Below are 25955 nucleotides of genomic sequence, written 5' to 3'. Positions count from 1 at the left end.
ACGCTGTCCCCCTGGGTCCTGTCTGGAGTCCGCCGCCGGGCGGGCCGACGGGGCCGGACAGTAACTGACAGGGCGTCAGAAGTGTAGGGATGCGTCACGACGCCGTGCGCGCGGGCGCGGCAGGGCCGCGTACAGGCCGCCCGAGACGGCGATCGTGACGGCCCAGCCGAGCCCGTTGCGCCCCGGCCAGGTGGAGGCCAGAGGGCCGGTGAACCACTCCACGCCGGTGAGGAGCAGCCCCACCGCCAGACCCGCGGCCCAGGCCGCGACGGCCGGCCAGGCGAAGCCGCCCGAGTACCAGTAGGCACTGGTGGGGGTGGTGTCCATGAGTGCCACGGGGTCGTATGCGCGCCCCCGTAACTGGTCCACGCCGAAGACGCCGATCCAGGCGGAGAACGTCACCGCGAGCAGGTTCAGAAAGGAGACGAACGAATCGATGAAACTGGTCGCCACCATCATCAGCAGCGACCCCAGGAACAGGCTGATCGCGGCATTCACGCCGACCGCCCAGGCGCGCGGGACGCGGAATCCCAGCGTCTGCGCGGTGAATCCCGCCGAATACATCGACATGGCATTGATCAGCACCATGCCGAGCACGGCGATGAGCAGATACGGGACCGAGATCCAGTCCGGCAGCAATGCGCCGATGAAGGAGACCGGATCACGGGTCACGGCCAGCCCCGGTGTCCCCACCGCCATCACCGCCCCCATCAGCACCATCGGCAGGAACACGATTCCCGCGCCGCCCATGGTCGTCGCGACCATCGCCCGGCCGGAGGCGCTGCGGGGCAGGTAACGGGTGAAATCCGGACCGGTGGGTGCCCAGCTGATGCCGCCCGCCGCGAGGGTGCCGATGCCCGCGACCATCAGCGAGGTCGGTCCGGCCGGCCTGTCCAGGACGGCCCGCCACGGGGCCGCACCGGCCAGATGCACCAGGACGAGGACGCTGAACCCGCCGAAGAGGCAGGCGGACCACGTGGAGCACACCCGCAGCGCCCGCAGGCCCAGCCCCGACAGGAGGAAGCCGGCCGCGACGAAGCCCGTCAGCGTCACCATGATCAGGGTGGTGGTGCTGCGGATCCCGAACAGCAGGTCGAGCACGGCCAGCACTGCGTATGCGCCGGTGACGGCGTTCACCGTCTCCCAGCCCCATCGGGCGACCCAGATCAGGGTGCCGGGCGCCAGGTTCCCCCGCTGCCCGAAGACGGCCCGGGAGAGCGCCATGCCGGGCGCGCCGCCACGCTTCCCGGCGACGGAGATGAGCCCGACCAGCCCGTACGCGACGACGGGCGCGGCGACCGCGACGACCAGCACCTGCCAGAAGCTCAGCCCGTTGTAGACGATCAGTCCCGCGCCCGTGGTGAGCAGCAGCACGGTCATGTTGGCCGCGACCCAGGTGGAGAAGAGGCTGCGGACCCGGCCGGTGCGCTCACTGTCGGGCACGGGGTCCAGGCCACGGGTCTCCACGGCCAGGATCGTACCTTTACCGACATACGGCACATTGCTCCCGGCTGAATTCGGCGGCGCCGCCGTACCCCGGCTGACACACTGACCGGGCTCCGGGCGGCGGACGCCGTCCGGACCGGAACCGGAGGATGCCGTGGAGATGACCCTGTCCCGCGTGGTGCAGACGTGCGGCGGGTACCCCGCCCAGTGGGACGCCTGGACGACCGACGGTCAGTACCTGTACCTGCGCTACCGGCACGGCATCGGCTCCGTCGAACGCCAGCCGGGCCCGGACCCCGACACCTGGCACGACGACCCGGACGAGACCGTGACGGAATGGGACGACGACACCGAGCTGGGGGAGATCGAACTCCTCGACTTCCTCGCCCGCGCCGGGCTGCGGCTGGCGCCGGGGGCCGAGATCCTGAAGGCCTGAACAGAAGGGTCCGACCCCGCCGGACCGCGCGTTCCCCGATTGTCCTCGCACGTGACCGATACTGGGTGGGTTATGGAATTCGTCATCCTTGCTGTAGTCATCGCCCTGGTCGCGGTCGGCGTGATCAGCGGGCTCGTGGTCAGCAGCCGCAAGAAGAAGCAGCTGCCCCCGGCACCGTCGAGCACGCCGACCATCACTCCTCCCGCCGAGCCCCGTGTCGGCGAGGAGGCCGAGACGCCGCGCGACGAATCGCGCCGCACCATCGAGGAGGTCGGGCTCCCGCCTGCCGAGGAGCAGGCGCCCTCGGCTCCCGCGCTCGACGTCCCCGAGCCCACCGCCGGCCGGCTCGTCCGGCTGCGGGCCCGGCTCGCCCGCTCGCAGAACTCCCTCGGCAAGGGGCTGCTCACGCTCCTGTCCCGGGACAACCTCGACGAGGACACCTGGGAGGAGATCGAGGACACGCTCCTCACCGCCGACGTCGGCGTCGCCCCCACCCAGGAACTGGTGGAACGGCTCCGCGAGCGGGTCCGGGTCCTCGGTACACGTACCCCCGACGACCTGCGCACACTGCTGCGCGAGGAGCTCATCACCCTGCTCGGCACCGACTTCGACCGTGCCGTCAAGACGGAGAGCGGCGTCGACACCCCCGGCGTCGTGATGGTCGTCGGTGTCAACGGCACCGGGAAGACCACCACCACCGGCAAGCTGGCCCGGGTGCTCGTGGCCGACGGCCGCAGCGTCGTGCTGGGGGCGGCCGACACCTTCCGTGCCGCCGCCGCCGATCAGCTCCAGACCTGGGGCGAGCGCGTCGGTGCTCGTACCGTGCGCGGGCCCGAGGGCGGCGATCCGGCGTCGATCGCCTTCGACGCGGTCAAGGAGGGCATCGCCGAGGGCGCCGACGTCGTACTGATCGACACGGCGGGCCGGCTGCACACCAAGACCGGTCTGATGGACGAGCTCGGCAAGGTCAAGCGGGTGGTCGAGAAGCACGGACCGCTCGACGAGGTCCTGCTGGTGCTCGACGCCACCACCGGGCAGAACGGCCTGGTGCAGGCTCGCGTCTTCGCCGAGGTCGTCGACATCACCGGCATCGTCCTCACCAAGCTCGACGGAACCGCCAAGGGCGGCATCGTCATCGCCGTCCAGCGCGAGCTGGGCGTACCGGTGAAGCTGATCGGGCTCGGCGAGGGGCCGGACGATCTGGCCCCGTTCGAACCTGAGGCGTTCGTGGACGCCCTGATCGGCGACTGAAGACCCGCCCGAAACCGTGGAGCAGGAAGGAGCCCGGCCGCATGACACATGCGGCCGGGCTCCTCGCTGTCACGGAACGCCGGGCGGTCCCGGAGCAGTTCAGCCGCAGGGTGCCCAGCGGTGGCAGGTGTACGCCAGCGTGCCCAGCAGCAGCCGTGCCTCCGGCGGTGACGCCGCGGTGTCCAGGGCGGGCGGCCGGAGCCAGCGGACCGGGCCGCGGCCGCCCTCGTCCGAGGGCGGTGCCGTGATGTGGGAGCCGAGGCCGAGGGCCCGCAGATCCAGACCCGCGTCGTCCCAGCCCATCCGGTACAGCAGCCCGGGGAGCCCGGCGGCGGCGCCCGGGGCGACGAAGAACTGGGCCCGTCCGGCCGGGGTCACCGCGACCGGCCCCAGCGGCAGCCCCATCCGTTCCATCCGTACCAGCGCCCGGCGCCCGGAGGTCTCGGTGACGTCGAGCACATCGAAACTGCGGCCCACCGGCAGCAGCATCGAGGCGCCCGGCACCTCGGCCCACGCACGCGCCGCCGTGTCGAGCGTCGCCCCGGCCGGCACCTCCCGCGCGAAGTCCAGCGGGTGGGCGCCGGGGGAGGGGCAACCGGCCTCCCCGCACGAGCAGTTGCCGTCCGAGGCCCGCGCTCCCGGCGCGACGGCCCAGCCCCACAGTCCCGTGTACTCGGCCACCGCGGTGCCCTCGGCCGCACGGCCGCGTCGCCGTGCCCCGGATCGCAGTTCGCGGATGCCGCCGATCGTGAAGCCCATGCCCCCTCCAACGGGTCCAACTCGCCGGTGGTTACGTACCGGAGTCCAATCGTGACACTCCGGCGTCCCTGGCGATCCGGCCGGGCGCGGGGCGTGTTCCGGGGTGCTCGACCTCATTCGCGCGCCCCCGAATGCGCCTACGCGCCTCCCGCTGATCGCTGTCTGTCAAGTGAATCGCGCCTCGTCGAGGTGGCGTTCATCCGAAGGGGTGGCGAATGGTGGCGTTTCTGCAATCACCCTCACCCGGGGGGTGATCGTAGGATTACCGTCGGTACACGAACCATGGAAGTATGTGCTCCCATGGGTATGCCGGAGGCAACCCGATTTTCTGTTCGACGGTGTGCAACCTCCGTACGGGAAGCATCGGTTCACGGCATTCTGATAGTGGTTCGCGGCGACAGTTATCGGCGGGATGGGGGCGTTCCAGTGAGTGGCAGCGGCGCAGGCGATTCGAATGCCGGTAAGCGCCCGAACGGGCAATTGGGATCATGGTTCGTGCGCAGCGGCTGGTCGAAGGGCGAGCTCGCGCGCCAGGTGAACCGCAGGGCGCGCCAGATGGGCGCCCACCACATCAGCACCGACACCTCCCGGGTGCGGCGCTGGCTCGACGGCGAGCAGCCGCGCGAACCGATCCCGCGCATCCTGTCCGAGCTGTTCTCGGAACGCTTCGGCTCCGTCGTCGCCGTCGAGGACCTCGGGTTACGCGCGGCGCACCAGGCGCCGTCGGTGGCCGGGGTCGATCTGCCCTGGGCCGGACCCCAGACCGTCGCCCTGCTCAGCGAGTTCTCCCGCAGCGACCTGATGCTCGCCCGGCGCGGATTCCTCGGCAGCTCCCTCGCCCTCGCCGCCGGCCCCGCCCTCATCGAACCCATGCAGCGCTGGCTGGTGCCCGTCGTGTCCGCCGCGGCCGCGGAGCCGGATCCGGCCGGCGCCGACCGCCGCCCCTCGCGGCTCTCCGGCCCTGAGCTCGACCTGCTGGAGTCCACCACCGCGATGTTCCGCCAGTGGGATGCGCAGTGCGGCGGCGGACTGCGCCGCAAGGCCGTCGTCGGCCAGCTCCACGAGGTCACCGACCTGCTCCAGGAACCGCAGCCGTCCGCCACCGCCAAACGGCTCTTCCGCTGCGCCGCCGAACTGGCCGAGCTCGCGGGCTGGATGAGCTACGACGTCGGCCTCCAGCCCACCGCCCAGAAGTACTTCGTCCTCGCCCTGCACGCCTCCAAGGAGGCCGGCGACAAGCCGCTCGGCTCGTACGTGCTGTCAAGCATGAGCCGCCAGATGATCCACCTCGGCCGCCCGGACGACGCCCTCGAACTGATCCACCTCGCGCAGTACGGCAGCCGGGACTGCGCCACCCCGCGGACCCAGGCCATGCTGTATGCGATGGAGGCCCGCGCCTACGCAAACATGGGCCAGCCCAGCAAGTGCAAACGAGCCGTCCGGATGGCCGAGGACACCTTCCTCGACGCGGGCATCGACGGCGAGCCCGAGCCCGACTGGATCCGCTTCTTCTCCGACGCCGAGCTCAACGGAGAGAACTCGCACTCCTACCGCGACCTGGCCTATGTGGCCGGCCGCAGCCCCACGTACGCCTCGCTCGCCGAGCCCGTCATGCAGAAGGCCGTCCAGCTCTTCGGCGAGGACGACGAGCACCAGCGGTCGTACGCCCTCAACCTGATCGGGCTCGCCACGGTCCACCTCCTCAAGCGCGAGCCCGAGGAGTCCACCGTGCTGGCCGAGAAGGCGCTGCGCGTCGCCAAGAAGGTCCGCTCCGAGCGCGTCAACACCCGGCTGCGCAAGACGGTCGACACCGCGGCCAGGGACTTCGGGGACATTCCCGAGGTCGCCCGGCTCACCGATCTCCTCACCGAACAGCTGCCCGAGACCGCCGAAGCGGTCTAGGGCGTGTTTTGAAAGTCCCGCCTGCCCTCCGGGCGGACGACGCTACTTTCAAAACACGCCCTAGCAGCCCCTCAGCCCCGGCCACGACGGCCACCCCGTACAGACCGACTTCGGCTCCCCCAATTGCCAGGTCAGCGGGTGGTCGCCGTGGCCGGTTCGTGTGGTCGTTCCCGTAGCGGAGCGTCGTAACCGCACCGTATGCGGCCCCGGCCGCAGAGTAGGCCCGAGCGCGGGTACACCACGGGCGGTTCATGGGGACGTAACACGTCGCTCCCCTTCGTCACTGCGGCGAAACATCGTGCGGCATCGGCCGAAACGGCGCTGGGCGAATCTCATGGCGCATAACCGGCCCGCACCTTTTCCCCAGTGGTCCCGCACGTGGTTGTGCCCCCATCGCCCGCACGCGGCCGCACCGACGACGAGGAGACGCCGATGCCCCCAGGCATCACGACGCTTGCAGCAGACGCCCCGACGCTGTCTGCCGCCAACACCGGGTTCATGCTCATCTGCTCGGCCCTGGTGATGCTCATGACCCCGGCCCTCGCCTTCTTCTACGGAGGCATGGTCCGCGTCAAGAGCACCCTCAACATGCTGATGATGAGCTTCGTCAGCCTCGGGATCGTCACGATCCTGTGGGTGCTCTACGGATTCAGCCTCACCTTCGGCACCGACGCCGGCTCGATCATCGGATGGAGCCAGGACTACGTCGGACTCAGCGGAATCGGCGTCACGGAGCTCTGGGACGGCGCCACCATCCCGGTCTACGTCTTCGCCGTGTTCCAGCTGATGTTCGCCGTGCTCACCCCGGCCCTGATAAGCGGTGCCCTCGCCGACCGGGTCAAGTTCACCTCCTGGGCCCTCTTCATCACCCTCTGGGTCACCGTCGTCTACTTCCCGGTCGCGCACTGGGTCTGGGGCGCGGGCGGCTGGCTGGCCGAGCTCGGCGTCATCGACTTCGCCGGTGGTACCGCCGTCCACATCAACGCCGGTGCCGCGGCCCTCGGCGTGATCCTCGTCATCGGCAAGCGCGTCGGCTTCAAGAAGGACCCGATGCGGCCGCACAGCCTGCCGCTCGTGATGCTCGGCGCCGGCCTCCTCTGGTTCGGCTGGTTCGGCTTCAACGCCGGCTCCTGGCTCGGCAACGACGACGGCGTGGGCGCGGTCATGTTCGTCAACACGCAGGTCGCCACCGCCGCCGCGATGCTCGCCTGGCTCGGCTACGAGAAGCTGCGCCACGGCTCCTTCACCACCCTCGGAGCCGCCTCCGGCGCCGTCGCCGGACTCGTCGCGATCACCCCGGCGGGCGGCGCTGTCAGCCCGCTCGGCGCGATCGCGGTCGGCGCCGTCGCCGGTGTGGTGTGTGCCATGGCCGTCGGCCTCAAGTACAGGTTCGGCTACGACGACTCCCTGGACGTCGTCGGCGTCCACCTCGTCGGCGGCATCATCGGCTCCCTGCTCATCGGCTTCTTCGCCACCGGCGGCGTCCAGTCCGATGCCAAGGGCCTCTTCTACGGCGGCGGACTCGACCAGCTCGGCAAGCAGGCCGTCGGCGTCTTCGCCGTCCTCGCGTACTCTCTGGTCGTCTCCGCGATCCTCGCGTTCCTGCTCGACAGGACCATCGGAATGCGGGTCGACGAGGACGACGAGGTCTCCGGCATCGACCAGGTCGAGCACGCCGAGACCGCGTACGACTTCAGTGGCGCGGGCGGCGGTTCGTCCACCCGCTCCACGACCCCCGGGCCCGGCAGTGCGGCAGCCCCGACAAACAAGAAGGTGGACGCATGAAGCTCATCACCGCAGTCGTGAAGCCGCACCGGCTTGACGAGATCAAGGAGGCCCTCCAGGCCTTCGGCGTCCAGGGCCTCACGGTCACGGAAGCCAGCGGCTACGGGCGTCAGCGCGGCCACACCGAGGTCTACCGGGGCGCCGAGTACACCGTCGACCTCGTCCCCAAGATCCGCATCGAGGTCCTCGTCGAGGACGAGGACTCCGAACAGCTCATCGACGTCGTCGTGAAGGCCGCCAGGACCGGCAAGATCGGTGACGGCAAGGTGTGGAGCGTGCCGGTCGAGACCGCGATCCGGGTCCGCACCGGTGAACGCGGCCCGGACGCACTCTGACCGACGGTTCCGTGAACGGAAAGGCAGCTGGGTGACGAGTACCGAAGTGACCACCGAATCCGACGACTCGGGACCCAGCGGCTATGCGGCGGCCCGGCTGCGCCTCCTCCAGGAGAAGGCACAGTCCGGGCCGCCGCGCCGTGCGGCCCTCGCCGCCCTCACCGACGGATGGCTGACCGCCCTCTTCTCCTCCGCGGCCGAGCACGCGGGGGCCCGCGGCGCCGCCCTCGTCGCCGTGGGCGGCTACGGCCGGGGCGAACTCTCCCCGCGCAGCGATCTCGACCTGCTGCTCCTGCACGACGGCAGCGCCGACGCCGGAGCCGTCGCCGCACTCGCCGACCGCATCTGGTACCCCGTCTGGGACCTCGGCCTGGCCCTCGACCACTCCGTACGCACCCCGGCCGAAGCCCGAAAGACGGCCGGCGAGGACCTCAAGGTCCAGCTCGGGCTGCTCGACGCCAGGCCCGTCGCCGGGGACCTCGGACTCGTCGCGTCCCTTCGCACCGCGATCCTCGCCGACTGGCGCAACCAGGCCCCCAAACGCCTGCCTGCCCTCGACGAACTCTGCCGCGAACGGGCCGAGCGCCAGGGCGAGCTGCAGTTCCTCCTGGAACCCGACCTCAAGGAGGCCCGCGGCGGACTGCGTGACGCCACCGCCCTGCGCGCCGTCGCCGCGTCCTGGGTCGCCGACGCACCCCGCGAGGGCCTCGCCGAGGCCCGCCGCGTCCTCCTCGACGCCCGCGACGCCCTCCACCTCACCACCGGCCGCGCCACCGACCGCCTCGCCCTCCAGGAACAGGACCAGGTCGCCGCCGCCCTCGGCCTCCTCGACGCCGACGCCCTGCTGCGCCAGGTCTACGAGGCCGCCCGCACCGTCTCGTACGCCACCGACGTCACCTGGCGCGAGGTCAACCGGGTGCTGCGCGCCCGCTCGGTCCGCCCCCGGCTGCGCGCCATGCTGGGCGGCGGCAGGGCCCCGGTCGTCGACCGCAGCCCGCTCGCCGACGGCGTGGTGGAGGCCGATGGCGAGGTCGTCCTCGCCCGCACCGCCCGACCGGAACGCGATCCGGTGCTCGTCCTGCGGGCCGCGGCCGCTGCCGCCCAGTCCGAACTCCCGCTCTCCCGCCACGTCGTACGCCACCTCGCAGGCTCCGCCAAGCCGCTGCCCGTGCCCTGGCCGGCCGAGGCAAGGGAGGAGCTCGTCACCCTGCTCGGGGCCGGTGAGGCCACCGTCCCCGTCTGGGAGGCCCTGGAGGCCGAAGGGCTGATCACCCGCCTCCTGCCCGACTGGGAGCGGGTCCACTGCCGGCCCCAGCGCAACCCCGTACACACCTGGACCGTCGACCGCCACCTCGTCGAGGCGGCCGTGCGCGCCTCCTCGCTCACCCGCCGCGTCGGCCGCCCCGACCTGCTGCTCGTCGCCGCGCTGCTGCACGACATCGGCAAGGGCTGGCCCGGCGACCACTCCGTCGCCGGTGAGGTCATCGCCCGCGACATGGCCGCCCGGATCGGCTTCGAGCAGCACGACGTCGGCGTCATCGCCACCCTCGTACGCCACCATCTGCTGCTCGTCGAGACCGCCACCCGCCGCGACCTCGACGACCCGGCGACCGTCCGCTCGGTGGCCACCGCCGTCGGCACCGCCTCCACCCTGGAGCTCCTGCACGCGCTCACCGAGGCCGACGCCCTCGCCACCGGGCCCGCGGCCTGGTCCGCCTGGCGCGCCTCCCTCGTCACCGACCTGGTCAAGCGCGTCGCGGCCGTCCTCGCCGGCGAGACACCCGAGGAACCCGAGCCCGCCGCTCCCGGCGCGGAACAGGAACGCCTGGCCATCGAGGCCCTGCGCACCGGCGAACCGGTCCTCGCGCTGCACGCCCAGACCGAGACCCCGCACGAGGACGGCGCCCCCGAACCCGTCGGCGTCGAACTCCTCATCGCCCTCCCGGACCGGCCCGGCGTCCTGCCCGCCGCCGCCGGGGTCCTCGCCCTGCACCGCCTCACCGTCCGAGCCGCCGACCTGCGGGCCGTGGAGCTCCCCACCGAGCTGGGCGACACCGCCGACGTACTGCTGCTCAGCTGGCGGGTCGCGGCCGAGTACGGGTCCCTGCCCCAGGCCGCCCGGCTGCGCGCCGATCTCGTACGCGCCCTGGACGGCTCGCTCGACATCCGGTCCCGGCTGGCCGAGCGCGAGGCGGCGTACCCGCGCCGCCGCGGGGTGAAGGCCCCGCCGCCGAGGGTGACGGTCGCGGCGGCGGGCTCACAGCTGGCCACGGTGATCGAGGTGCGCGCCCAGGACGCCCCCGGACTCCTGCACCGCATCGGCAGGGCGCTGGAACAGAGCGCGGTACGGGTCCGCAGCGCGCATGTGTCGACGCTCGGGGCCAACGCGGTGGACGCCTTCTACGTCACGGATCGGGACGGCCGGCCCCTTGCCGCGGGCCGGGCGGCGGAGCTGGCCCAGGAGGTCGAGAAGGCGCTCGGCTGACCTCGTCCACCCCGTGAGGCCGCCCTCGTCCGTCACGAGAACCGGGCGAGGGCTTTGCGTTCCACGGCGTCCGGATACCCTGGGGAACGACTGACCCATACCGCCCCCGACCCTGAGGACCGACGAGCGCCGTGTTCGATACTCTCTCCGACCGCCTTGCCGCGACTTTCAAGAACCTCAGGGGCAAGGGCCGCTTGTCCGAGGCGGACATCGACGCCACGGCTCGCGAGATCCGTATCGCCCTGCTCGAGGCCGATGTCGCGCTGCCCGTGGTCCGCTCCTTCATCGCCAACGTCAAGGAGCGGGCGCGCGGCGTCGAGGTCTCCCAGGCGCTGAACCCCGCGCAGCAGATGATCAAGATCGTCAACGAGGAGCTCGTCTCCATCCTCGGTGGCGAGACCCGGCGGCTGCGGTTCGCCAAGAACCCGCCGACCGTCATCATGCTCGCCGGGCTCCAGGGCGCCGGTAAGACGACCCTCGCCGGAAAGCTCGGCCTCTGGCTCAAGAGCCAGGGCCACTCCCCGCTGCTCGTCGCCTGTGACCTCCAGCGCCCCAACGCCGTCAACCAGCTGAGTGTCGTCGCCGAGCGCGCCGGTGTCGCGGTCTTCGCCCCCGAGCCGGGCAACGGGGTCGGCGACCCGGTCCAGGTCGCCAAGGACTCGATCGACTTCGCCCGCGACAAGCAGTACGACGTCGTGGTCGTCGACACCGCGGGCCGCCTCGGCATCGACCAGGAGCTGATGCAGCAGGCCGCGGACATCCGCGACGCCGTCAGCCCCGACGAGATCCTCTTCGTCGTCGACGCGATGATCGGCCAGGACGCGGTCAACACCGCCGAGGCCTTCCGCGACGGCGTCGGCTTCGACGGTGTGGTGCTCTCCAAGCTCGACGGCGACGCCCGCGGTGGTGCGGCCCTGTCGATCGCCCACGTCACGGGCAAGCAGATCATCTTCGCGTCGAACGGTGAGAAGCTCGAGGACTTCGACGCCTTCCACCCCGACCGGATGGCCTCGCGCATCCTCGACATGGGTGACCTGCTCACCCTGATCGAGCAGGCGGAGAAGACCTTCAGCCAGGACGAGGCCGCCAAAATGGCCTCCAAGCTGGCGTCCAGCAAGGGCAAGGACTTCACGCTCGACGACTTCCTCGCCCAGATGGAGCAGGTCCGCAAGATGGGCTCCATCTCCAAGCTGCTCGGGATGCTGCCCGGCATGGGGCAGATCAAGGACCAGATCAACAACATCGACGAGCGCGACGTCGACCGCACCGCCGCGATCATCAAGTCGATGACGCCGAAGGAGCGCGCCGAGCCGACGATCATCAACGGCTCCCGCCGCGCCCGTATCGCCAAGGGCTCCGGTGTCGACGTCAGCGCCGTGAAGAACCTGGTCGAGCGGTTCTTCGACGCCCGCAAGATGATGTCGAAGATGGCGCAGGGCGGCGGCATGCCGGGGATGCCCGGGATGCCGGGCATGGGTGGCGGCCCCGGCCGGCAGAAGAAGCAGGTCAAGCAGGCCAAGGGCAAGCGCAAGAGCGGTAACCCGATGAAGCGCAAGGCCGAGGAGCAGGCCGCGGCGGCCCGTCGCGAGCAGGCGGCGCAGGGCGGCCTGCCGGCCGGTCAGGAAGACAAGAACTTCGAGCTTCCGGACGAGTTCAAGAAGTTCATGGGCTGACGCACGGCCCACGTCCCGTCCCCGAGGGGGCGCCCGCTTCACGGCGGGCGCCCCCTCGGGCGCTCCGGACGTCCGGGCTCCGGCCTACGTCGTGCAGACGAGGTAGCGGAAGACGTTGGGCATCCAGATGGTCCCGTCCCGGCGCCGGTGCGGATGCAGTGCCTCCGCCACCTCCTTCTCCACCTGGGACCGGTCCGTCGCCCGCACCGCCGCGTCGAAGAGCCGGGTCGAGAGCAGACCGCGGACCGCGCTGTCCAGGTCCGCGTAGCCGAACGGGCACGCCACCCGCCCGGAGCCGTCGGGTTTCAGCCCGGCCCGGAACGCCACGTCCTCCAGATCGTCCCGCTGGGCGCCGAGCCAGCCGCCCGACCCGGGGGAGCGCGTTCCCTCCGCGAGCCGGGACGCCACCCGCAGCACGGCCGCGGTGGCGCACCGCTCGGGCGGTCCCCAGCCGGTCAGTACGACCGTGCTGCGCCGGCTCGCCAGCGGCACCGCCGAACCCAGCGCGCCCACCAGCTCCCCGGCGTCGTCGACAGAGCAGCCGATCGGGGTGAACGCGGTGATCAGGTCGTAGGGCTCGTCAGCGGTCGCGGTGGCCGGCACGCCCTCCAGCAGCCGGTGTCCGGTGGTGGACGGGCCGGCGCCGCCGTCGGTGTCCGGGAGCAGCCGGGCCCGGGCCAGCGCGAGACGGTCGGTATCGGCGTCGACACCGGTGACGTGCGCTCCGCGGCCCGCCGCGATCAGCAGCGCCAGACCGGAGCCGCAGCCGAGGGAGAGCATCCGGGTGGCGGCCCCGACCTCCAGCCGCCGGTACACCGCCTCGTACAGCGGCGCGAGCATCCGTTCCTGGATCTCGGCCCAGTCGCGGGCTCGGGAACCGCTGTCCACGGAGGCGGTCGCCTCCGTGTACGGGTGGTGCCGGACGAGCGTTGGTGTCATGGAATGCGCCCCAATCCGCCGAGATGCCGGTCATGTCGATCGGTCGTGTCCTAGTGGACGTTTCCCCGTGCCTGTGCGGCCGCGCTTCCCCCGTATGCCAGAGAACTGCGCATCCGCCGCCGCGTCCAGGGGTCTACGGGCAATGGTTGCCTCCGCTGCCGCTCGCCGGTCCAGTCTCACCCGACATGCGGGGGCGGGCACGTCGAGAAGGCGGGAGCGGGGTGGCGACGCGCCGGGGGAGAGGCGGCCGGTGCGGGTCGCGGGCCCGGTACTGTCGGTGCCGAGCGCCGCGCGCGCCGAGGTTCCGGGCGCCCGGGTGGTGCGGTTCCCAGGGGGCGTACGCGCCGTCTACGCGCTCGGGCGTACACGTCGCTACGTACCACCTTGGTGTGAGCTGTGAGACTTCTCCGCAGATCAGCGCACCCGCCCTCGTCAGGACGCATCAAGGGCAACTGACTGGTACGTGCAAATTATTTGGGATGGCCCGGAATCGGAACACCGGGGCACTCACGCTCGTTGTCACGACGTGAGCACGACACCACCTGTACTTGCCGCAGAGCTGGCACAGGCGTGGGCCGACATTCAGCGGTACCACCCCGAGCTGCCCGATCTTGCCGCGCCCGAGTCCCTGATCGGAGAGTCCTCGTCCGCCTGTGGCGCCGAGCTCTCCTTCGAACGGCTGCTCCATGAGGCAGTCCATGGCATCGCCGCCGCGCGAGGTGTCCGCGACACCTCACGCGCCGGCCGTTACCACAACCGTCGATTCCTCGCGATCGCCGAGGAGCTGGGCCTCGATCACGCCGAGGAGCCCCACCCCAGCAGTGGCTTCTCGCTGGTCACGCTCAACCCCGAGGCCAAGCGCCGGTACCGGCCGACGACGGAACGGCTGCAGCGCGCCCTCAAGGCGCACACCGTGGCCACCGCCGCCGACACCAAGCGCTCCTTCCGCGGCCCGGCCGCCCGGCACGGCTCCTCCGGAGGGGGCGTGCGGGTCAAGGCCGTCTGTGACTGCGGTCGCAACGTGCGCGTCGTCCCGTCGGTCCTCGCACAGGCCCCGATCGTCTGCGGCGGCTGCGGAAAGCCGTTCCGGATCCCGGAAGCAGTGGTCGCGGTGGGGTGAGCCGATGTGGTGTGGCACAATGGCTAGCTGTACTCGACAGTCGCACAGGACCCCTCTCTCCTCCGGCTGACGCGTCCATCGGGCACCCCGAGTACCGCAACCCCACGTGGCATCTTCGTTGTGCCCAACCACGTCATAGACCAGGAGACACCACTTCCGTGGCAGTCAAGATCAAGCTGAAGCGTCTGGGCAAGATCCGTTCGCCTCACTACCGCATCGTCGTCGCCGACTCCCGTACCCGCCGTGATGGCCGGGCCATCGAGGAGATCGGCCTGTACCACCCGGTGCAGAACCCCTCGCGCATCGAGGTCAACGCAGAGCGCGCGCAGTACTGGCTGTCCGTCGGCGCCCAGCCGACCGAGCCGGTTCTCGCGATCCTGAAGCTGACCGGTGACTGGCAGGCCCACAAGGGCCTTCCGGCCCCCGCGCCGCTGCTGCAGCCGGAGCCCAAGGCTGACAAGCGCGCCCTCTTCGAGGCCCTGACCAAGGACTCCGGCGAGGAGTCCAAGGGCGAGGCCATCACGCAGAAGGCGAAGAAGGCCGACAAGAAGGCGGACGAGGCTGCTGACGCAGCCGCGCCCGCCGAGTCGACCGAGGCCTGAGCATGCTCGAGGAGGCTCTCGAGCACCTCGTGAAAGGCATCGTCGACAACCCCGAGGACGTGCAGGTCGCCTCGCGCACCCTGCGTCGTGGCCGTGTGCTCGAGGTTCGGGTCCACCCCGATGACCTCGGCAAGGTGATCGGCCGCAACGGCCGCACCGCACGCGCGCTGCGTACCGTCGTCGGCGCCATCGGCGGCCGTGGTATCCGTGTCGACCTCGTCGATGTGGATCAGGTTCGCTGACAGAGTTGAACACCGGCACGGGCCGGGGAGGGCCATGCGCCCGCCCCGGCCCGTCGTCGTACGACAGGAGAGACACAAGGTGCAGTTGGTAGTCGCGCGGATCGGTCGCGCCCACGGCATCAAGGGCGAGGTCACCGTCGAGGTGCGCACGGACGAGCCGGAACTCAGGCTCGGACCCGGCGCCGTACTGGCCACCGAACCGGCCTCGACGGGACCGCTGACGATCGAGACCGGCCGGGTGCACAGCGGTCGGCTGCTGCTGCGTTTCGAGGGCGTACGGGACCGTACGGGCGCCGAGGCGCTGCGCAACACGCTCCTGATCGCCGACGTCGACCCGGCCGAGCTCCCGGAGGACCCCGAGGAGTTCTACGACCATCAGCTGATGGACCTGGACGTGGTTCTCGCCGACGGCACCGAGATCGGCCGGATCACCGAGATCACGCATCTGCCGTCCCAGGACCTCTTCATCGTGGAGCGCCCCGACGGCACCGAGGTGATGATCCCGTTCGTCGAGGAGATCGTCACCGAGATCGACCTCGACGAGCAGCGCGCGGTGATCTCCCCGCCCCCGGGTCTGATCGACGAGAGCGAGGCCGTCGTGGTCTCCACGCGCGACGAGGAAGCTGCGGCCGACGCCGCCGAGGGCGGGAAAGACGCCTGATGCGCCTCGACGTCGTCACGATCTTCCCCGAGTACCTGGAACCGCTGAACGTCTCGCTCGTCGGCAAGGCCCGCGCCCGCGGCCGGCTCGACGTGCACGTGCACGATCTGCGGGAGTGGACGTACGACCGCCACAACACGGTCGACGACACCCCCTACGGCGGTGGCCCCGGCATGGTCATGAAGACCGAGCCGTGGGGCGACGCCCTGGACGAGACCCTGGCCGGCGGTTACGAGACCGGGGCGCACTCCCCGGTGCTCGTGGTGCCCACGCCGAGCGGCCGGCCGTTCACCCAGGAACTCGCCGTCGAACTCTCCGAGCGGCCCTGGCTGATCTTCGCCCCGGCCCGCTACGAGGGCATCGACCGGAGGGTCACCGAGGAGTACGCGACCCGGATACCGGTCGTCGAGGTGTCCATCGGCGACTACGTGCTGGCGGGCGGGGAAGCCGCGGTGCTGGTCATCACGGAGGCGGTGGCCCGGCTGCTGCCCGGCGTGCTCGGCAACGCCGAATCGCACCGGGACGACTCCTTCGCCCCCGGCGCGATGGCCGATCTGCTGGAGGGGCCCGTCTACACCAAGCCGCCCGAGTGGCGCGGACGCGGGATCCCGGACGTGCTGCTCAGCGGCCACCACGGCCGCATCGCGCGCTGGCGCCGGGACGAGGCCTTCCGTCGTACCGCGCTCAACAGGCCCGATCTGATCGAGCGGTGCGAGGCCTCCGCCTTCGACAAGAAGGACCGCGAGATGCTCTCGATCCTCGGCTGGTCACCGGAGCCGGGCGGCCGATTTTGGCGCAGGCCCGCAGCCGTGGAAGAATAGGCCGCTGCTGTACGTCCGACGCGCGCCCCTGCCACAGGGGGAACGACGCCCGCCCGACGCGATCAGCACCCCGAACTCATCACTCTCCCGTCGATGACCTGTGGCATCGGCGAAGAAAGCAGACATCATGACTTCCCTGCTCGATGGCGTCAACGCCGCCTCGCTGCGCACCGACGTCCCGGCGTTCCGCCCCGGTGACACCGTCAACGTTCACGTCCGCGTGATCGAGGGCAACCGCTCCCGTATCCAGCAGTTCAAGGGCATCGTCATCCGCCGCCAGGGCGCGGGCGTCGGCGAGACCTTCACGGTCCGCAAGGTCTCCTTCCAGGTGGGCGTCGAGCGCACCTTCCCGGTGCACAGCCCGATCTTCGAGAAGATCGAGGTCGTCACCCGCGGTGACGTCCGTCGCGCCAAGCTGTACTTCCTCCGTGAGCTGCGCGGCAAGGCCGCGAAGATCAAGGAGAAGCGCGACCGCTGAGCTGGCTCCCAGGTCCACAGCCAGGCCGGATAAACTCTGGCCCCGATGGACACGGAAGCAAGACCCACGGAGCGCGACCGCTCCTCCGCTGCCCCTTCGGGGCCGGAGGACCGGTCGCGCTTTTCGCGTATCCCGCACCGTTTCGCGGCGTCGATGTCGTGGCGGCGCACCCTCGCGCTCGGCGCCGTCTGCGCCGCCTGCGTACTGCTCTTCAGCGCCTTCGTGGTGCAGCCCTTCCTGATTCCCAGCGGCTCGATGGAGACCACGCTGCGGATCGGGGACCGGGTGCTGGTCAACAAACTGGCGTACCGTTTCGGCTCCGTACCCCGGCGCGGCGACGTGGTGGTCTTCGACGGCACCGGCTCCTTCATGCAGGAGGCGCCGCAGGAGAACCCGGTCACCGGACTGCTGCACGGGGCGGCGGCTTCCCTGGGGCTCGCGGAGCCCGCCGAGACCGACTTCGTGAAGCGGGTGGTGGGCGTGGGGGGCGACCGGGTGGTCTGCTGCGACAAGCGGGGGAGGGTCGAGGTGAACGGCCGGCCGGTGGACGAGGACTACCTGTTCGCCGGTGATGTGCCGTCGCGGGTGCCCTTCGACATCGTCGTGCCGGACGGCTCGCTCTGGATGATGGGTGATCACCGCAGCCGGTCCCGGGACTCCCGTGACCACCTCGGTGAACCAGGGGGCGGCATGGTGCCCGTCGACAGGGTGATCGGCCGGGCCGACTGGATCGGCTGGCCGCTCGGCCGGCTGGGCTCGCTGCCGGGCACCGGAGCCTTCGACGGCGTACCGGCGCCGGGGGCGACGCATGGGTAACCACGGGCGGCGGCACGGCGCTGCCGACCCCGGGAGACCGCTGCCCACCGGCACCGGGCCGACCGTCGCCCGCTCGCTGCCCACCCGGGCGGAGCGGCGCAAGCTGGCCCGCAAGGTGAAGCGGAAGCGGCGCAGATCCGCGATGAAGGAGATACCCCTCCTCATCACCTTCGCGCTGCTGATCGCACTGGTCCTCAAGACCTTCCTGGTGCAGGCCTTCGTGATCCCGTCCGGATCCATGGAACAGACCATCCGGATCGGCGACCGGGTCCTGGTGGACAAGCTGACCCCCTGGTTCGGATCCCGGCCGCAGCGTGGTGACGTGGTCGTGTTCAACAACCCCTCCGACTGGCCGCCGCCGAATCCGGTGACGGCTAAAAAGTCACCTGTCGTCGTCAAGCAGGTGAAGGAGGTGCTGACCTTCATCGGGCTGCTGCCGTCCGACGACGAGCAGGACCTGATCAAACGTGTGGTCGCCGTCGGCGGTGACACGGTGAAGTGCTGCGACAAGGACGGCCGGCTCATGGTCAACGGCCAGGCCGTCGACGAGCCCTATCTTTTCCCCGGCAATCCCCCCTCCACGATCAAATTCGAGGTAAAGGTTCCAGCCGGACGAATCTTCGTGATGGGTGACCATCGCTCCAATTCCGCCGATTCACGTTTCCACCTGGACAAGACGGCCGACGGCACGGTTTCCGAGGATGCCGTAGTGGGACGAGCCGTGGTGATCGCCTGGCCCTTCGGGCACTGGCGGAAACTGGAGGAACGTTCGTCGTTCTCCTCGGTCCCGGACCCGCGCGCCGGGACGGCGGCTGCCCCCGGACCGTCGAATAGTGTGTCCCAGGATCCCAACGGAATGATCCGGCTCCCGACCCCTGCGGAACTCCCGCTCGTTATGGGAGTGGTTGGCCTGCACCGGCTAGGGCGCAGGCGGTGGCACGGAATAAGGAGCAGATGTGGGGGATTTGGCGGTGGGCGCACGATCCGGACACGACGAACCCGAGGACCGGCCGGACATTCCGGTGAACGCCGAGGCGGCCGGGACGACGGAGGATCGTACGGAGAGTGACGGCGACTCCCCGAGCGACAGCGGGAGTACGGCCCGGAAGAAGCCCCGCTCCTTCTGGAAGGAGCTTCCTCTTCTCATCGGTATCGCTCTGGTTCTGGCGTTGCTGATCAAGACGTTTCTGGTGCAGGCGTTCTCGATTCCGTCGGATTCGATGCAGAACACCCTTCAGCGGGGTGACCGGGTGCTGGTCGACAAGTTGACGCCGTGGTTCGGTTCGGAGCCGGAGCGCGGTGAGGTCGTCGTCTTCCACGACCCGGGCGGTTGGCTGGAGAACACCCCGGCCGCCGATCCGAACGCGGTGCAGAAGTTCCTCAGTTTCATCGGTCTGATGCCGTCGGCCGAGGAGAAGGACCTGATCAAGCGGGTCATCGCGATCGGCGGCGACACGGTGGAGTGCAAGGCGAACGGTCCGGTCAAGGTCAACGGCAAGGCGCTGGACGACAAGTCCTTCATCTTCAAGGGCAACACCCCTTGTAACGACGAGCCGTTCGGCCCGGTGAAGGTCCCCAAGGGCCGGATCTGGGTGATGGGCGACCACCGTCAGAACTCCCTCGACTCCCGCTATCACCAGGAGCTGCCGGGCGGCGGGACCGTTTCCACGGACGAGGTGGTCGGCCGGGCCGTGGTGGTCGCATGGCCGATCAACCGCTGGGCCACCCTGCCGGTCCCGAAGACCTTCGACCAGCCGGGGCTGAATGCCGCGGCGGCGATGACGCCCGGTGCGCTCGGCTTCGCGGGCGCCCTGCCGATCGTGCTCTGGCGCAGGCGGCGCCGTGGCGGGCCGGTGCGGCAGAAGTAGGGACGCGGAGCCGCCCGTGGGGCCGCTGTCCCGGCAGGGGCAGTAGCCCCGGGGAACCCCCGCTCGTTGTGCAGGGGGGCGGGTTAGTGATGGGCAGGCCCGGTGGGCAGGCGTTGGTGCAGAGTGAGGAATGAATGTGAGCGACGTGGCAGGCGGAGCGCGATCCGGACACGAACGGTCCACGGAGAGGCTCGAGCAGCCCGCTGCCCCCGCCTTCGATCCGGTGGGCGGGGCCGGTGTCCCCGGAGCGCCGGACGACGCGCACGTTTCGGAACGGGCCGGAAGGAAGCGGTCGAAGAAACCGCGCCCCTTCTGGAAGGAGCTTCCTCTTCTCATCGGTATCGCTCTGGTTCTGGCGTTGCTGATCAAGACGTTTCTGGTGCAGGCGTTCTCGATTCCGTCGGATTCGATGCAGAACACCCTTCAGCGGGGTGACCGGGTGCTGGTCGACAAGTTGACGCCGTGGTTCGGTTCGGAGCCGGAGCGTGGCGAGGTCGTCGTCTTCCACGACCCGAGCGGCTGGCTGGACGGGGAGCCCACCCCTGAGTCGAACGCGGTGCAGACCTTCCTGAGCTTCATCGGTCTGATGCCGTCGGCCCAGGAGAAGGACCTGATCAAGCGGACGATCGCGGTCGGCGGTGACACCGTGTCGTGCAAGAAGGGCGGCCCGGTCGTGGTCAACGGGAAGGAACTCGACGAGCCGTACATCTTCCCCGGCAACACCGCGTGCGACGACATGCCCTTCGGGCCCTTCAAGGTGCCCGACGGCAAGATCTGGGTGATGGGCGACCACCGCCAGGACTCCGCGGACTCCCGCTATCACACCAACGACGCGAACAAGGGCTTCGTGCCGGTCGACGACGTCGTGGGCCGCGCCGTGCTGGTGGCCTGGCCGGTCGGCCGCTGGGCGACCCTGCCGGTCCCGGACACCTTCGACCAGCCGGGCATCAGCGCCGCGGCGGCGCTCGCACCGGGTGCGCTCGGCATGGCGGGAGCCCTGCCCTTCGTGATCCTGCGCAGGCGGAGGCTGACCAGCGGGCGTACCGCCGGGTAGGGTGCCGACTCGGATCAGCGATTGTCGATCTCCGATGGGGGACGCTGGGATGAGTGGAACAGGACGTACGGATGACGGCCGCGGCCGTCTCGGCAGCAGGCTGTCGGGGCTGGCGGTGGCCGTCGGCTGTGTGCTCTTCCTCGGCGGCTTCGCCTGGGCGGCAGTGGTGTACCGGCCGTACACGGTGCCGACCGGCTCGATGACACCGACGGTGAACGCGGGCGACCGGGTCCTCGCGGAGCGGGTGGACGGCAGCGAGGTGCGCCGGGGCGATGTGGTGGTCTTCACCGATCCGGAGTGGGGCGACATGCCGATGGTGAAGCGCGTCGTCGGGATCGGCGGCGACAAGGTCGCCTGCTGCGAGAAGGACGGCAGGCTCACGGTCAACGGCATATCCGTCGAGGAACCGTATCTGCAGTCGACGGACCCCGCATCGGCGAACGACTTCACGGCGAAGGTGCCCAAGGGACAGCTGTTCCTCCTGGGCGACGACCGCCGGGTCTCGCTGGACTCCCGGGTCCATCTGGAGGACAGCGAACACGGCTCGGTACCCCGCAGCGCCGTGACGGCCCGGGTGGACGCCGTCGCCTGGCCGCTGGGCAGCATGGTCGCACGCCCGCAGGCCTTCGCCGCGCTGCCGGGCGGGGTGTCCTCCGAGGGGCCGCTCAAGCTTCAGCTCGGGGTCGTGGTCGGGGGTGTGGTGCTCATCCTGGCCGGTGCCGTGTACGGGCCTGTCGCCGCCCGCTCGGCCAGGTCCAGGCGGAACAAGCAGGAGAGGGCCGTCGCCGGTGTCCGCTGAGAAGCGCAAGGTCGCCCGCCTGGTACTCCTCGATCCGGACGACCGCGTTCTGCTGATGCACGGGTACGAACCGGAGGACCCCGCCAGCACCTGGTGGTTCACCCCCGGCGGAGGGCTGGAGGGCGACGAGACCCGGGAGCAGGCCGCGCTGCGCGAACTGGCAGAGGAGACCGGGATCAGGGACGCCGTACTGGGCCCGCTGCTCTGGAAGCGGATGTGCTCCTTCTCGTTCGACGGCCGGCGCTGGGACCAGGACGAGTGGTACTTCCTCGCCCGTACGGCACAGACCCTGACGGACACCAGTGGGCAGACCGGGCTGGAACGGCGCAGTGTCGCGGGTCTGAGGTGGTGGACCTCCGCCGAACTGTCGGCGACGCGTGAGACGGTGTACCCGACCAGACTCGCCGGGCTGCTTCGCACGCTGCTCGACGACGGTCCCCCGCGTACGCCGTTGGTTCTTGCTCCCGAAATCGCCTGAGCGTCCGGGGCGCCGGGGCCTGGCGCACAATGGGGGAACGCACGGCTGAAGGGGAACATGCCAATGAGCGCCGAGGACCTCGAGAAGTACGAGACCGAGATGGAGCTGAAGCTCTACCGGGAGTACCGCGATGTCGTCGGTCTGTTCAAATATGTGATCGAGACCGAACGGCGCTTCTACCTCACCAATGACTACGAGATGCAGGTGCACTCGGTCCAGGGCGAGGTGTTTTTCGAGGTGTCCATGGCGGATGCCTGGGTGTGGGACATGTACCGCCCCGCACGGTTCGTCAAGCAGGTGAGGGTGCTGACGTTCAAGGACGTCAACATCGAAGAGCTCAACAAGAGCGATCTCGAACTTCCGGGTGGCTGAGTTGTCCACATTCCCCGGCTTGTCCACCAAGATCCACTAAAGCCGGGCGGACGCGTCAGAGTCGGTGCCGGAGGTGGTGCCGATATGAACGCACGGGGGGCACTCGGGCGGTACGGCGAGGATCTGGCGGCGCGGCTGCTGACCGACGCCGGCATGTCCGTACTGGAGCGGAACTGGCGCTGTCGCGCCGGCGAGATCGACATCGTCGCGCGGGACGGCGACGCGCTCGTCATCTGTGAGGTGAAGACGCGCAGGGCGGGTGCGTTCGAGCATCCGATGGCCGCCGTCACCCCGGCCAAGGCGGACCGGCTGCGCCGGCTGGCCGAGCTCTGGCTCGACCGGCACGGCGGTCCGCCGCCGGGCGGGGTCCGGATCGACCTGGTCGGCGTGGTGCTGCCCAGGCGCGGTGCGCCGCTGGCCGAGCATGCGCGGGGGGTGGCCTGATGGGGTTCGCGCGTGCCTGCTCGGTGGCCCTGGTCGGCGTCGAGGGCGTGGTGGTCGAGGTCCAGGCGGACCTGGAGCCAGGGGTGGCGGCCTTCACACTGGTGGGGCTGCCCGACAAGAGCCTGGTGGAGAGCCGGGACCGGGTGCGGGCCGCCGTGGTCAACTCCGGCGCGGAGTGGCCGCAGAAGAAGCTCACCGTGGGCCTGTCCCCGGCCTCCGTACCCAAGGGTGGTTCGGGGTTCGACCTCGCCGTCGCCTGTGCGGTGCTCGGCGCGGCCGAGCGGATCGACCCCGCAGCGATCGCCGATGTGGTGATGATCGGGGAGCTGGGACTCGACGGCCGGGTGCGGCCGGTGCGCGGGGTGCTGCCCGCCGTCCTGGCCGCGGCGGAGGCGGGCTACCGCCAGGTGGTCGTCCCCGAGCAGACGGCGGGCGAGGCGGCCCTGGTGCCCGGTGTCTCCGTGCTCGGGGTGCGAAGCCTGCGACAGCTGATCGCCGTGCTCTGCGACGAGCCCGTGCCCGGCGAACAGGAGCCGCACGACCAGGGGCGCCCCGACACCATGCTGGCCGGGCTGATGGTGCCCGGCGCCGGTATGGGCACCGGCATCGCCCGCGGTCCGGCGCAGGGCGAGGGGCACCGGCCCGACCTGGCGGACGTCGCGGGTCAGGAACGGCCGCGCAAGGCCCTGGAGGTGGCCGCCGCGGGTGGCCACCACCTCCTGCTGTCCGGACCACCGGGAGCGGGCAAGACCATGCTCGCCGAACGGCTCCCCGCGATCCTCCCGCCCCTGTCCAGGCAGGAATCCCTCGAGGTGACGGCGGTGCACTCGGTGGCCGGCATCCTGCCGCCGGGCGAACCCCTGGTCTCCCGGGCGCCGTACTGCGCACCGCACCACTCGGCGACCATGCAGTCGCTGGTCGGCGGGGGAAACGGGCTGCCGCGGCCCGGAGCGGTGTCGTTGGCTCATCGCGGCATCCTCTTTCTCGACGAGGCGCCGGAATTCTCCGTGCGGGCGCTGGACGCGCTGCGCCAGCCGCTGGAGTCGGGGCACGTGGTGGTGGCGCGCAGCGCCGGGGTGGTGCGGCTGCCGGCCCGGTTCCTGATGGTGCTGGCGGCCAACCCGTGCCCGTGCGGGCGGCACACCCTGAGCGGGGCGGGCTGCGAGTGTTCGCCCTCCTCGGTCCGGCGCTACCAGGCGCGGCTCTCCGGCCCGTTGCTCGACCGGGTTGATCTGCGGGTGCTCGTGGACCCCGTCAGGCGCGCGGACCTGATGGGGCAGGGCGGCCGGGGCGAATCGACCGCGTCGGTGGCCGCACGGGTCCAGGAGGCCCGGGGAAGGGCGGCGGAGCGACTGGCGGGCACGCCGTGGACCACCAACAGCGAGGTGCCGGGACACGAGCTGAGGACCCGGCTGACGGCGGCACCCGGGGCGTTGATGGCGGCCGAGCGGGACATGGAAAGGGGCCTGCTCACCGCGCGCGGCCTGGACCGGGTGCTGCGGGTGGCGTGGACCGTCGCGGATCTGCGCTCCGCCGACCGGCCGGACGCCTCGGACATCGCGGTGGCACTTGAGCTGCGGACCGGGATCCCACGAGGGGCCCCGATGGGGGCGGGGGCGGGAACGACATGACGGGGCGAGGGGCCGGGGGAGCCGGGGCGACAGGGGGCGCCGGGGTGAGCGCTCTGCTGCCCGGCTCCGGGTACGGGCGGGCGGCCGGGGAGTGTGCCGGGCCGCACTCCGGTGGGGTGAGCGATCGGGTGCGGCTGGCGCGGGCCGCGCTGACCCGGATCCTGGAACCTGGGGACGAGCGCGGCGGCCGCTGGCTACGGGAGTGCGGCCCGGTGGAACTGCTGCGGCGGATCACCGCCGGGGACGGATCGGCCGAGCGACTGCACGGCATGACGGCGAAACGGCTGGCCGGCTACCGACTCCGGGCGGAGACGGCCGAGCCCGGGCGGGATCTGGCGTCGGTGGCCGCGGTCGGCGGACGCTTCGTCTGCCCCGGCGACCGGGAGTGGCCGAGCCAGCTGGACGACCTGGGTGACACCAGACCGACCGGGCTCTGGGTGCGGGGGAGGCCCGATCTTCGGCTCTGGGCGCTGCGCTCGGTCGCGGTGGTCGGCGCCCGGGCCTGCACACCGTACGGGGCGCACATGGCCACGACCCTCGGCGCGGGTCTCGCGGAGCGGGGGTGGGTGGTCGTCTCGGGTGCGGCCTTCGGTGTCGACGGGGCCGCTCACCGGGGCGCGCTCGCCGCGGGTGGGGCGACGACGGCGGTGCTGGCCTGCGGGGTGGACGTCGCCTACCCCCGCGGGCATGCCGAACTGATCGGGCGCATGGCCGAACAGGGACTGGTGATCGGCGAACTGCCACCCGCCGATCACCCCACCCGGACCAGATTCATCCTCCGGAACAGGGTGATCGCCGCGTTGACGCGGGGGACCGTCGTGGTCGAGGCCGAACACCGCAGCGGCTCCCTGGTCACGGCGCGCTGCGCCCAGCGGCTCGGCCGCTTCACCATGGGCGTCCCGGGGCCCGCCACCAGCGGTCTGTCGGCAGGTGTCCATGAACTGCTGCGGGGCGAGGGCGTGCTGGTGACGGATGCCGCGGAAGTCGCCGAACTGGTGGGAGACATGGGGGAACTCGCACCGTCGCGACGCGGTCCGGTGCTCCCGCGCGATCTGCTCGACGCGGTCTGCACCCGGGTGCTCGACGCGTTGCCTGGCCGCGGCGCCACCGACGTACGCGAGGTGGCCCGTACCGCGGGAACGAGTGCCGACGAGGCGCTCGCCAGGCTGTACGAACTGCACTCACTGGGGTTCGTCGAACGTCAAGGCGAGGGATGGCAGTTGACGCGAAGGCCCACTTGCAATGACGACGCGCGGCGAGGCGGTTCTTGACCTGGGGCATTCGGGTGAAAAGGTGATGCCGATGACCTCGGCGGATCGTTCGGCAGCGCCTCCGGGACCGGCGCGGGACGCGTCGGTCCCGGAGGTGGCCATGTCCTCGTCCGCGTGCGCCGCCGCGTCCTCGGTGGCCGTCGGAGCGGTCTGCGGTCCGGCGTCCCGCGCGGCACCCGCTGCCGTGTCCGTTCGCCCGGAATCGCACTGCTCCGATCCCATATCCTGCGCGCACTGCGACACTTCAGTCACGCTACGCTCACAAGGATCCTGCCCCAGACGTACAT

General features: G+C 70.9%; 26 protein-coding genes. 23 read left to right on the top strand and 3 right to left on the bottom strand.

The genetic code is table 11. The features are described 5' to 3' along the window. Positions 1-75 precede the first annotated feature (75 nt). Positions 76-1467, bottom strand: coding sequence for a cytosine permease (locus ACFVJX_RS15060; RefSeq protein WP_384133497.1), 1392 nt, complete (start codon positions 1465-1467; stop codon positions 76-78). Positions 1468-1606: 139 nt separating this feature from the next. Between ACFVJX_RS15060 and ACFVJX_RS15055 the strand changes: the two genes are divergently transcribed. Both ACFVJX_RS15055 and ftsY read left to right on the top strand, forming a co-directional pair. Then, positions 1607-1882 (top strand): hypothetical protein, encoded by a 276-nt coding sequence (locus ACFVJX_RS15055; RefSeq protein WP_384133500.1) that lies wholly within the window; start codon positions 1607-1609, stop codon positions 1880-1882. A gap of 72 nt (positions 1883-1954) precedes the next feature. Next, positions 1955-3133, top strand: coding sequence for a signal recognition particle-docking protein FtsY (ftsY, locus tag ACFVJX_RS15050; RefSeq protein ID WP_384133503.1), 1179 nt, complete (start codon positions 1955-1957; stop codon positions 3131-3133). Between the two features lie 99 nt (positions 3134-3232). On the opposite strand, the gene ACFVJX_RS15045 is transcribed toward ftsY, so the two are convergent. Beyond that, positions 3233-3892: a bifunctional DNA primase/polymerase gene (locus ACFVJX_RS15045; protein ID WP_384133506.1), complete on the bottom strand. Its 660-nt coding sequence runs from the start codon at positions 3890-3892 to the stop codon at positions 3233-3235. A 426-nt stretch (positions 3893-4318) separates the two neighbouring features. Here ACFVJX_RS15045 and ACFVJX_RS15040 point away from each other — a divergent pair, with 426 nt between their 5' ends. The 5 genes from ACFVJX_RS15040 to ffh all read left to right on the top strand — a co-directional run bounded on the left by ACFVJX_RS15040 (position 4319) and on the right by ffh (position 12072). Then, positions 4319-5794, top strand: a complete 1476-nt coding sequence (locus tag ACFVJX_RS15040; RefSeq protein ID WP_384133509.1) for a hypothetical protein — start codon at positions 4319-4321, stop codon at positions 5792-5794. A 432-nt stretch (positions 5795-6226) separates the two neighbouring features. Beyond that, positions 6227-7579 carry an ammonium transporter gene (locus tag ACFVJX_RS15035; RefSeq protein WP_384133512.1) on the top strand — a complete coding sequence of 451 codons (1353 nt, stop codon included), beginning with the start codon at positions 6227-6229 and terminating at the stop codon, positions 7577-7579. Then, entirely contained in the window at positions 7576-7914 is a 339-nt protein-coding gene (locus ACFVJX_RS15030; protein ID WP_136330688.1) for a P-II family nitrogen regulator, read from the top strand. The genes ACFVJX_RS15035 and ACFVJX_RS15030 overlap by 4 nt, the downstream gene beginning before the upstream one ends. Before the next feature lie 31 nt (positions 7915-7945). After that, positions 7946-10399, top strand: coding sequence for a [protein-PII] uridylyltransferase (locus tag ACFVJX_RS15025; protein WP_384133516.1), 2454 nt, complete (start codon positions 7946-7948; stop codon positions 10397-10399). Between the two features lie 131 nt (positions 10400-10530). After that, a complete protein-coding gene (ffh, locus tag ACFVJX_RS15020) occupies positions 10531-12072 on the top strand; it encodes a signal recognition particle protein (RefSeq protein WP_384133519.1) in 1542 nt (513 codons plus the stop codon). A gap of 84 nt (positions 12073-12156) precedes the next feature. Here the strand turns inward: ffh and ACFVJX_RS15015 are convergent, their stop codons facing one another. Next, complete coding sequence (locus tag ACFVJX_RS15015; RefSeq protein WP_384136855.1) at positions 12157-13011, bottom strand: methyltransferase domain-containing protein; 855 nt, start codon at positions 13009-13011, stop codon at positions 12157-12159. Between the two features lie 526 nt (positions 13012-13537). On the opposite strand from ACFVJX_RS15015, the gene ACFVJX_RS15010 reads away from it, so the two are divergent. The 16 genes from ACFVJX_RS15010 to dprA all read left to right on the top strand — a co-directional run bounded on the left by ACFVJX_RS15010 (position 13538) and on the right by dprA (position 25668). Further along, a complete protein-coding gene (locus ACFVJX_RS15010) occupies positions 13538-14131 on the top strand; it encodes a hypothetical protein (protein ID WP_148021155.1) in 594 nt (197 codons plus the stop codon). A gap of 158 nt (positions 14132-14289) precedes the next feature. After that, positions 14290-14733 (top strand): 30S ribosomal protein S16, encoded by a 444-nt coding sequence (rpsP, locus tag ACFVJX_RS15005; protein WP_384136853.1) that lies wholly within the window; start codon positions 14290-14292, stop codon positions 14731-14733. Between the two features lie 2 nt (positions 14734-14735). Further along, complete coding sequence (locus ACFVJX_RS15000) at positions 14736-14975, top strand: RNA-binding protein (RefSeq protein WP_024492228.1); 240 nt, start codon at positions 14736-14738, stop codon at positions 14973-14975. 79 nt (positions 14976-15054) lie between these two features. After that, the gene (rimM, locus tag ACFVJX_RS14995) at positions 15055-15636 is read left to right on the top strand and encodes a ribosome maturation factor RimM (RefSeq protein ID WP_384136851.1); all 582 of its coding nucleotides are present in this window, start codon (positions 15055-15057) and stop codon (positions 15634-15636) included. Next, positions 15636-16457, top strand: a complete 822-nt coding sequence (gene trmD / locus ACFVJX_RS14990; protein ID WP_384136849.1) for a tRNA (guanosine(37)-N1)-methyltransferase TrmD — start codon at positions 15636-15638, stop codon at positions 16455-16457. The genes rimM and trmD overlap by 1 nt, the downstream gene beginning before the upstream one ends. Before the next feature lie 127 nt (positions 16458-16584). Beyond that, positions 16585-16935, top strand: a complete 351-nt coding sequence (gene rplS / locus ACFVJX_RS14985; protein WP_384136847.1) for a 50S ribosomal protein L19 — start codon at positions 16585-16587, stop codon at positions 16933-16935. Positions 16936-16980: 45 nt separating this feature from the next. After that, positions 16981-17751, top strand: a complete 771-nt coding sequence (lepB, locus tag ACFVJX_RS14980) for a signal peptidase I (RefSeq protein WP_384314384.1) — start codon at positions 16981-16983, stop codon at positions 17749-17751. Then, positions 17744-18820 (top strand): signal peptidase I, encoded by a 1077-nt coding sequence (lepB, locus tag ACFVJX_RS14975; RefSeq protein WP_384131429.1) that lies wholly within the window; start codon positions 17744-17746, stop codon positions 18818-18820. The genes lepB (ACFVJX_RS14980) and lepB (ACFVJX_RS14975) overlap by 8 nt, the downstream gene beginning before the upstream one ends. Next, positions 18717-19619, top strand: a complete 903-nt coding sequence (lepB, locus tag ACFVJX_RS14970) for a signal peptidase I (RefSeq protein ID WP_384131537.1) — start codon at positions 18717-18719, stop codon at positions 19617-19619. Before lepB (ACFVJX_RS14975) ends, lepB (ACFVJX_RS14970) begins: the two co-directional genes overlap by 104 nt. 145 nt (positions 19620-19764) lie before the next feature. Next, positions 19765-20673, top strand: coding sequence for a signal peptidase I (gene lepB, locus ACFVJX_RS14965; RefSeq protein WP_384131540.1), 909 nt, complete (start codon positions 19765-19767; stop codon positions 20671-20673). A 49-nt stretch (positions 20674-20722) separates the two neighbouring features. After that, positions 20723-21472: a signal peptidase I gene (gene lepB / locus ACFVJX_RS14960; RefSeq protein ID WP_384131431.1), complete on the top strand. Its 750-nt coding sequence runs from the start codon at positions 20723-20725 to the stop codon at positions 21470-21472. Beyond that, positions 21462-21950 carry an NUDIX hydrolase gene (locus ACFVJX_RS14955; RefSeq protein ID WP_384131434.1) on the top strand — a complete coding sequence of 163 codons (489 nt, stop codon included), beginning with the start codon at positions 21462-21464 and terminating at the stop codon, positions 21948-21950. Before lepB (ACFVJX_RS14960) ends, ACFVJX_RS14955 begins: the two co-directional genes overlap by 11 nt. 63 nt (positions 21951-22013) lie before the next feature. After that, complete coding sequence (locus tag ACFVJX_RS14950) at positions 22014-22322, top strand: DUF2469 domain-containing protein (protein WP_003965949.1); 309 nt, start codon at positions 22014-22016, stop codon at positions 22320-22322. Between the two features lie 84 nt (positions 22323-22406). Further along, entirely contained in the window at positions 22407-22766 is a 360-nt protein-coding gene (locus ACFVJX_RS14945) for a YraN family protein (RefSeq protein WP_384131437.1), read from the top strand. Next, positions 22766-24397, top strand: coding sequence for a YifB family Mg chelatase-like AAA ATPase (locus tag ACFVJX_RS14940; protein WP_384131439.1), 1632 nt, complete (start codon positions 22766-22768; stop codon positions 24395-24397). The genes ACFVJX_RS14945 and ACFVJX_RS14940 overlap by 1 nt, the downstream gene beginning before the upstream one ends. Continuing rightward, complete coding sequence (dprA, locus tag ACFVJX_RS14935) at positions 24394-25668, top strand: DNA-processing protein DprA (protein ID WP_384131442.1); 1275 nt, start codon at positions 24394-24396, stop codon at positions 25666-25668. Before ACFVJX_RS14940 ends, dprA begins: the two co-directional genes overlap by 4 nt. The last annotated feature ends 287 nt before the right edge of the window (positions 25669-25955 follow it).

Source organism: Streptomyces sp. NPDC127177, from assembly GCF_042672475.1.
Taxonomy (GTDB): domain Bacteria; phylum Actinomycetota; class Actinomycetes; order Streptomycetales; family Streptomycetaceae; genus Streptomyces.
The sequence above is the reverse complement of the archived record's forward strand: the minus strand, read 5'-3'. Positions and strand labels throughout refer to the sequence as shown.

What these genes read in the sequence shown, in the direction of transcription:
- ftsY (WP_384133503.1), top strand. Translation starts at nt 1,955, where the DNA reads ATGGAATTCGTCATCCTTGCTGTAGTCATCGCCCTGGTCGCGGTCGGC.
- ACFVJX_RS15045 (WP_384133506.1), bottom strand. Translation starts at nt 3,892, where the DNA reads ATGGGCTTCACGATCGGCGGCATCCGCGAACTGCGATCCGGGGCACGG.
- lepB (WP_384131429.1), top strand. Translation starts at nt 17,744, where the DNA reads ATGGGTAACCACGGGCGGCGGCACGGCGCTGCCGACCCCGGGAGACCG.
- ACFVJX_RS15055 (WP_384133500.1), top strand. Translation starts at nt 1,607, where the DNA reads ATGACCCTGTCCCGCGTGGTGCAGACGTGCGGCGGGTACCCCGCCCAG.
- dprA (WP_384131442.1), top strand. Translation starts at nt 24,394, where the DNA reads ATGACGGGGCGAGGGGCCGGGGGAGCCGGGGCGACAGGGGGCGCCGGG.
- ACFVJX_RS15015 (WP_384136855.1), bottom strand. Translation starts at nt 13,011, where the DNA reads ATGACACCAACGCTCGTCCGGCACCACCCGTACACGGAGGCGACCGCC.
- ACFVJX_RS15000 (WP_024492228.1), top strand. Translation starts at nt 14,736, where the DNA reads ATGCTCGAGGAGGCTCTCGAGCACCTCGTGAAAGGCATCGTCGACAAC.
- ACFVJX_RS15035 (WP_384133512.1), top strand. Translation starts at nt 6,227, where the DNA reads ATGCCCCCAGGCATCACGACGCTTGCAGCAGACGCCCCGACGCTGTCT.
- lepB (WP_384314384.1), top strand. Translation starts at nt 16,981, where the DNA reads ATGGACACGGAAGCAAGACCCACGGAGCGCGACCGCTCCTCCGCTGCC.
- trmD (WP_384136849.1), top strand. Translation starts at nt 15,636, where the DNA reads ATGCGCCTCGACGTCGTCACGATCTTCCCCGAGTACCTGGAACCGCTG.
- ACFVJX_RS14945 (WP_384131437.1), top strand. Translation starts at nt 22,407, where the DNA reads ATGAACGCACGGGGGGCACTCGGGCGGTACGGCGAGGATCTGGCGGCG.
- ACFVJX_RS14940 (WP_384131439.1), top strand. Translation starts at nt 22,766, where the DNA reads ATGGGGTTCGCGCGTGCCTGCTCGGTGGCCCTGGTCGGCGTCGAGGGC.
- ACFVJX_RS15030 (WP_136330688.1), top strand. Translation starts at nt 7,576, where the DNA reads ATGAAGCTCATCACCGCAGTCGTGAAGCCGCACCGGCTTGACGAGATC.
- ACFVJX_RS14950 (WP_003965949.1), top strand. Translation starts at nt 22,014, where the DNA reads ATGAGCGCCGAGGACCTCGAGAAGTACGAGACCGAGATGGAGCTGAAG.
- rplS (WP_384136847.1), top strand. Translation starts at nt 16,585, where the DNA reads ATGACTTCCCTGCTCGATGGCGTCAACGCCGCCTCGCTGCGCACCGAC.
- lepB (WP_384131431.1), top strand. Translation starts at nt 20,723, where the DNA reads ATGAGTGGAACAGGACGTACGGATGACGGCCGCGGCCGTCTCGGCAGC.